The 6,141-nt window shown below is 71.1% G+C and carries 7 protein-coding genes; 4 read left to right on the top strand and 3 right to left on the bottom strand.

Translation table 11 applies throughout. The features are described 5' to 3' along the window. Nucleotides 1–868: FUSC family protein (locus AWZ10_RS27180; RefSeq protein ID WP_167365991.1), on the top strand; the 868-nt coding region annotated here is incomplete at its 5' end. Then, nucleotides 865–1,413, top strand: a complete 549-nt coding sequence (locus AWZ10_RS27185; RefSeq protein WP_060892288.1) for a MarR family winged helix-turn-helix transcriptional regulator — start codon at nucleotides 865–867, stop codon at nucleotides 1,411–1,413. The genes AWZ10_RS27180 and AWZ10_RS27185, both read left to right, overlap by 4 nt. Before the next feature lie 46 nt (nucleotides 1,414–1,459). On the opposite strand, the gene AWZ10_RS27190 is transcribed toward AWZ10_RS27185, so the two are convergent. After that, nucleotides 1,460–2,224: a VOC family protein gene (locus AWZ10_RS27190; protein WP_060892289.1), complete on the bottom strand. Its 765-nt coding sequence runs from the start codon at nucleotides 2,222–2,224 to the stop codon at nucleotides 1,460–1,462. A 168-nt stretch (nucleotides 2,225–2,392) separates the two neighbouring features. Next, a complete protein-coding gene (locus AWZ10_RS27195) occupies nucleotides 2,393–2,785 on the bottom strand; it encodes a VOC family protein (protein WP_046708359.1) in 393 nt (130 codons plus the stop codon). A gap of 155 nt (nucleotides 2,786–2,940) precedes the next feature. On the opposite strand from AWZ10_RS27195, the gene AWZ10_RS27200 reads away from it, so the two are divergent. Beyond that, nucleotides 2,941–3,480: a GNAT family N-acetyltransferase gene (locus tag AWZ10_RS27200; RefSeq protein ID WP_060892290.1), complete on the top strand. Its 540-nt coding sequence runs from the start codon at nucleotides 2,941–2,943 to the stop codon at nucleotides 3,478–3,480. Between the two features lie 37 nt (nucleotides 3,481–3,517). On the opposite strand, the gene AWZ10_RS27205 is transcribed toward AWZ10_RS27200, so the two are convergent. Beyond that, nucleotides 3,518–4,201, bottom strand: a complete 684-nt coding sequence (locus AWZ10_RS27205; RefSeq protein ID WP_046703939.1) for a glycerophosphodiester phosphodiesterase — start codon at nucleotides 4,199–4,201, stop codon at nucleotides 3,518–3,520. Between the two features lie 414 nt (nucleotides 4,202–4,615). On the opposite strand from AWZ10_RS27205, the gene AWZ10_RS27210 reads away from it, so the two are divergent. Continuing rightward, nucleotides 4,616–6,013, top strand: a complete 1,398-nt coding sequence (locus tag AWZ10_RS27210; protein WP_046703940.1) for a DUF6421 family protein — start codon at nucleotides 4,616–4,618, stop codon at nucleotides 6,011–6,013. The last annotated feature ends 128 nt before the right edge of the window (nucleotides 6,014–6,141 follow it).

Consider the following 6,141-nt stretch of genomic DNA (forward strand, 5'->3'; position numbering starts at 1 on the left):
CCTGGCACGGGAGCTGCGCGGTGCCGGACCCCTTCCGCGAGCCGCCGCCCCGGCGGAGGACGCCGACGAGATGCCCGACGCCGAGGACGAACTCACGGGCGGGCGAGCCCTGTTGTGGAGCAGGCTCGGCCCGCTCACCCCCATCGCCGTACGCACCGCGGTCGGCTGCGCCCTCGCCGGGTACGCCTCCCTCGCGATCGGTGTCGGCCGCCCCTACTGGGCCCTCGTCACCGCCGCCTCGCTCTACCAGGCGAACCTCACCCTCACCTGGAGCCGGGGCGTGCAGCGCGTCGTCGGCAACCTCGCCGGTGTGTCGGCCTTCGCCGCCCTGGTCCCGCTCGCCCACCTCGGCCCGACGGCGCTCGTCCTGTGCTGCCTCGCCCTCAGCTTCGGAGCCGAGGCCCTGATCAGCCGCAACTACTGGCTCGGCACCATCTGCGTCACCCCGATGGCCCTGCTCGTCACCGAGTTCGTCCGCTACGGAAACCCCGGCGAGCTGATCACCGACCGGCTCCTGGACACCCTCGTCGGCGCCCTGGTCGGTTTCCTCGCGGCGGCCGCCGTCACCAACCGGCGCGCCGGAGACCGCGTCGCCCACGCCCTCACCGCCGTGGAGCGCGCCCGCGTGCACACGGTCCGCACGGCCGCCGACCCGAACGCCGCACCCGGTGCGCTGTCCACCGCCCGCCGCGCCCTCGCCGCCGCCCTCGTCGAACTGCGCGCCGTCACCGACGTCGCGAGCGGCGAATGGTGGCAACGCGCCTGGCCGTCGGAGCGGGTGACACACGCCGAGCAGGCCGGACACCGTACGCTCGCGGCGACGGTACGACAGCACGGGTTCGAGGCATCGGAGGGCGCACGGGCATGACGGCAGGCAACGGGCGGGCGGCGGCGGGGAGCGGCGCGGTACTCGGGGACACGGTCGCCAAGGTGGTGCGCCAGTGGCAGACGGTCCACCCGGGTCTCGACACGGCGCCGATGGAGATCATCGGCCGCGTCAACCGCTGCGCCGCCCTCCTCCAACAGGCCGAGGACGCGCCGCTGCGCCGGGCCGGCCTCACCCGTCCCGAGTTCGACGTCCTCGGTACCCTGCGCCGCACCGGTCATGAACTGACCCCCAGCGAGATCGCCCGCGAGACCTTCGCCTCCGGCGCCGCCGTCACCAAACGCCTCAAGCTGCTCACCGAACGCGAACTGGTCGAGCGCCGCGGTGACGACCGTGACCGCCGCGTCGCCCACGTCCGCCTCACCGACGCCGGCCGCGACCTCGTGGACAGCGTCATGCCGGAGCAACTGGCCTACGAGGAGGCCGTACTCTCCGGCGTCGACGCCGACGATCGACGCGAACTCGCCGTGCTGCTGGGCGAGTTGCTGATCCAACTGGAGGGCCGCCTGGGCCTGCCGCGGCACTAGTGCGCGACGCGCGGTGCGCCGGGGCCGGTCGGTGGGGGCCGGTCGGTCAGCCCTCAGTGCCCGCCAAGTACACGCCGAACACGGCCCCTTGGGGGTCCCGCAGTACCGCGATGCGGGGGCCGTCCGGCACTGTGGTGGGCTCCATGAGAAGGGTGCCGCCCGCCCCGGCGGCGATGCGGGCCGTCTCGTCGACGTCCTCGACGGCGAAGTACGGCAGCCAGTGCGAGGGCACCTCGGGCGGGAACTTCTCGTCCATCGTGATCATGCCGCCGAAGTCGGCGCCGCCTAGGCCCCACTGCGTGTAGTGCCCGCCGGCGTTCATGCTCCAGCCGAACACCGTGGTGTAGAAGGACTTGGCGCGCTCCGGCGCACGGGTCAGCAGCTCGACCCAGCCGAGCGCGCCGGGCGCGTTGAACAGCCCGGCGCCGGGGAAGGACCGCGCCTGCCACAGCTGGAAGGCCGCGCCGCCCGGGTCGAACGCCACCGCGAACCGCCCGATGTCGAAGACGTCCATGGGCTCCAGCGCGACGGTCCCGCCCGCCGCCCGTACCGCCTGGGCCGTCGCGTCCGCGTCGTCCACCGCGAACGACACGTTCCAGGCCACCGGCTGCGAGTCCTGGTAGAGCGGCGCGAGGGCGGCGACCGCCGCGTCACCGAGGTGCGCGATGCTGTAGCCACCGGCCTCCTGGCGCGGATCGGTCTCCGGACGCCAGCCGAACAGCTCGGTGTAGAACCGCTTGGCCGCCTCCAGATCGCTGGTCCCCAGCTCGGTCCAGCAGGGCCCGCCCGTGACCGGCTCGTCGAGCTTCATGGTGTTCCTTCCGGAAGGGATCGGGAGGGAATCGGGGGAATCGGGAGAATGGGAGGAATCGGGAGGGGGGTAGGAGGGGTGCAGGAGGGATGAGGGAGGACATCGAAGACGCCCCCCTTCCAGCACGCTATGCCCGAGCCCCGGCCCCGGCCACCGGGATGCGACGCGTCAGATCCCCGGCCGGTACCGCAGCGGATGGTCCGCCGGGATCTCCACCAGCACGATCTCCGTGCCGTCCGGGTCGGCGATCCACATCTCGATCAGTCCCCACGGCTCCTTCACCGGTGGCCGCCGCACCTCCACCCCGGCTGCCAGCAGTTCCTCGTGTGCCGCTGTCACGTCCGCCACCTGCAGCCACAGCTTCAGCGCGGGCGAGGGCGGGGTCTGCGAGCGGCCCGCCACCTCCAGGAAACCGCCGCCGAGGAAGTACACGACGCCCCGGTGGTCGCCCGTACCGAACTCCCGGTACACGGGGAGCCCCAGCTGCTCGCCGTAAAAGGCACGGGAACGCTCGGGGTCGGTGGGGCGGAGGAGGGTGCGGCTGCTCAGTACGTGGATCATGCGGTCGAGGGTAGGCGCTGGGGAGCCGTGTTCGGGTGCGGGTGGGTGGGGGCTTCCCGGCGCGGTTCCCCGCGCCCTGGCCGCGCCCCTTCCGGGGCGTGGCTGCCGTTACCCTCGTGCGTGTTCGAACCCGCAGACACCGTCAGGAGCAGTCCATGGACACCGCCGCCACCGGCCTGACCTTCCGCGATGCCGCCGATGCCGATGTGGACGCCCTCGTCGCGCTGATCGAGTCGGCGTACCGCGGGGACTCCAGCCGGGCCGGGTGGACCACGGAGGCGGACATCCTCGAAGGGCAGCGGACCGATCCGGAGGGTGTCCGGCAGGTCATCAAGTCGCCCGACAGCCGGCTGCTCACCGTGGAGCGGGACGGCGTGATCCTCGCCTGCTGCCAGCTCGAACACCGCGGTGACCACGCCTACTTCGGGATGTTCGCGGTGGGCCCGGCCGTCCAGGGAGGCGGTCTCGGCAAGGTGATCATCGCCGAGGCCGAGCGGATCGTGCGCGAGGTCTGGGGCGCCAAGGAGATGCACATGACCGTGATCTCCGTACGGAACGACCTCATCGCCTGGTACGAGCGGCGCGGCTACCGCCGTACGGGACGGATGACCCCGTTCCCGTACGGCGACGAGCGCTTCGGCATCCCGCTCCGCGACGACCTGCGGTTCGAGCTGCTGGTCAAGGAGATCGTCTGAGGTCTGCGCCGGTCCTGCGCCGGTCTACGCTCGAGACCTACGCCGTGAAGCGCCCGGTGCGTTTGATGTCGGGGTAGTCGGTCGTCGCGCCGTCCAGCTGGAGCGCGCGGACCAGGCGCAGGTGGTCCTGGGTGTTCACCACCCAGCCGATGATCCGCAGGTTCGCCTTGCGGGCCTTCTCGACGACCTCCAGCGTCAGCCGCCGGATGTTCAGCACGAGGGTGGAGGCGCCCACCGCGACCGCCCGGTCCACGACGTCGGGGCCGTAGCGGCTGGCGACCAGCGCGGTGCGCACGCCGGGCACGAGCCGGGCGATCTCGGCGACCGCCTCGTCGTGGAAGGACAGCACCTCGACCCGCCCCACCAGGTCGCGCCGGTGCATGACCTCGGCGAGGGCGCGGGCCGCCGCCGTGTCCTTGATCTCGGCCTGGAGAGGTGCCCGTACCGCGTCCAGGACCTCCTCGAAGGTGGGGACGCGCTCGCCGCGGCCCGCGTCCAGGGCGCGCAGCTCGGCGAGGGTCTTGTCGGCGATCGGGCCCGTGCCGTCCGTCGTCCGGTCCACGTCCGCGTCGTGCATGACGACGAGCGCGCCGTCCTTGCTCAGATGCAGATCGAGTTCGATGACGTCGAGGCCCGCGCGATCGGCGGCTACGAAGGAACGGAGGGTGTTCTCGGGTTCGACACCCATGACTCCGCGGTGACCGATGGTGAGGAAGTTCAAGGTTGACTCGCTTCCGTCGACGGCGGCTCGGCCCGCGTGACCGGGGGAGGGGCGGCACGCGGCTGGGGCGCAGCGTAGTACTCCCGCCGTGCGATGCATCCGCATGTGCACGAGCCCTTTCGGGTCGTGTCACGTCGTGTCACGTCGGAGAACAGGACCGTTTCCGCACCTGCCCCGTACCGATCGGGTCATCCGTGAGTGGGCGAGTCCGGCGCGCGTTGACCCCGGAGGCCTCCGTGCGGCTGGCGCGACGCACGAACTGTGATCCATGACGCGTGTGGCAGGAGATTCAGCGGTTAGGTGGAGGGGGTGGCGGGAAGATTTCCGGCTGGATCACTCATGATCGGTCTTGCGGTGGGGAACCCTCGCTACGTACGGTGTCCCTACGAAAGTTTATCCCGTGGAGGATGGGTCATGACGGAAATTCTTGTGCAGATGGGCGCGGAGGGCGTTATTCCTTCGGTCGGTAGGGTGGTGGAGCACCCGGCCTGGCCCGTGCTCAAGGATGCCGTGGAGCGGATCCGGCCATGGCAGTCCAAGGACGGCTCGATCGATCTCGACGCCGAGCACGCCCCCGATCCGGCGGACGCCGAGCGCGCCGTGCGGGATGTCGTCGGGGCCGTCGAGGCGCTGTCCGCGCTGCTGCCGCACGACGCCGCCTACCACGAGGCGCTCGTCAAGGACCTGCGGCGCTGGGCCGACGACGGCTTCGAGGTGCCCGACTTCCTCGATTCGCTGCTGGCCTTCCAGCCCGCCGCGAGCCGCGCGGACGGCCTCCAGCACCTCGTCGTGTTCCCGATGTACACGCAGAACGGCAACCCCGACCGCAACCTCGAAGCGGTCGTGCTGCGCATGGTCTGGCCGGAGTGGCTGGCCGAGCTGGAGCGCACCCGCTACGACAACCCGCTGTTCTGCGGCATCACCTTCGAGGACTTCACCGCCGGTTACGACACCAACTCGGCCGTCCTCTTCCCGGAGACCATCGCCGTGCGCGAGGCGCCGGCCCGCTTCTCCTGGGGCGGCATCTTCTGCGACCGCGAGGCCGCCCGGTTCCGCCGTGTCACCGAGGCCGCCGTCGGCATCCTCGGCCTCGACCTGCCCGAGGACGTCGCCGCGATGGTCCACGACCAGAAGCGCTGCGAGGAGGCCTTCGTCCTGTGGGACATGGTCCACGACCGCACCCACAGCCATGGCGACCTGCCCTTCGACCCCTTCATGATCAAGCAGCGCCAGCCGTTCTGGATGTACGGCCTCGAAGAGCTGCGCTGCGACCTCACCGCCTTCAAGGAGGCCGTGAAGCTGGAGGCCGACGGCGTCCCGCAGGCCCGTGACGTGCAGTACGCGGTGCTCTTCGACCGCATGTTCCGTTTCCCGGTCACCGGCGAGCGGGTCCGCAACTACGACGGCCTCGGCGGTCAGCTCCTCTTCGCCTACCTGCACAAGCACGATGTCGTCCGCTGGACCGACAACAAGCTGCACATCGACTGGCAGCGCGCCGCGCAGGTCACCAACCAGCTCTGCGCCGACATCGAGCAGCTCTACCGGGACGGCATCGACCGCCCGAAGCTGGTCCACTGGTTCGCCGGGTACGAGCTGGTCGCCGACTACCTCGCACCGCACCCCGGATCGCGCTGGGCCAAGGGCCCGGACGCCCTGGATCTGACGCAGCCGCCGCGGAAACTCGTCGACGACGTGCTTCCGGACGAGTTTCCGCTCAGCATGTTCTATGAGGCGCTCGCCAAGAAGCTGAAGACCGTGATCGCCTCCACCAAGGGCATCACCGCGGCGAACGCCGAGCGGGTCGCCGCGTGAGCGCCGGATTCGCAGACGTCACAGACGCTGCTCAGGAGGCGAAGACCATGCAGAACGGTAACGGTGCACTGAGTGGCGCGGTGATCGCGGTGGCCGGCGCGGGCGGACCCGCCGGCCGGGCGGCACTG

This window comes from Streptomyces europaeiscabiei, assembly GCF_001550375.1.
GTDB classification, from domain to species: domain Bacteria; phylum Actinomycetota; class Actinomycetes; order Streptomycetales; family Streptomycetaceae; genus Streptomyces; species Streptomyces europaeiscabiei.

Excerpts from the sequence above, each read along its gene's own strand:
- AWZ10_RS27200 (WP_060892290.1), top strand. The coding sequence starts at position 2,941 with ATGGACACCGCCGCCACCGGCCTGACCTTCCGCGATGCCGCCGATGCC.
- AWZ10_RS27210 (WP_046703940.1), top strand. The coding sequence starts at position 4,616 with ATGACGGAAATTCTTGTGCAGATGGGCGCGGAGGGCGTTATTCCTTCG.
- AWZ10_RS27185 (WP_060892288.1), top strand. The coding sequence starts at position 865 with ATGACGGCAGGCAACGGGCGGGCGGCGGCGGGGAGCGGCGCGGTACTC.
- AWZ10_RS27190 (WP_060892289.1), bottom strand. The coding sequence starts at position 2,224 with ATGAAGCTCGACGAGCCGGTCACGGGCGGGCCCTGCTGGACCGAGCTG.
- AWZ10_RS27195 (WP_046708359.1), bottom strand. The coding sequence starts at position 2,785 with ATGATCCACGTACTGAGCAGCCGCACCCTCCTCCGCCCCACCGACCCC.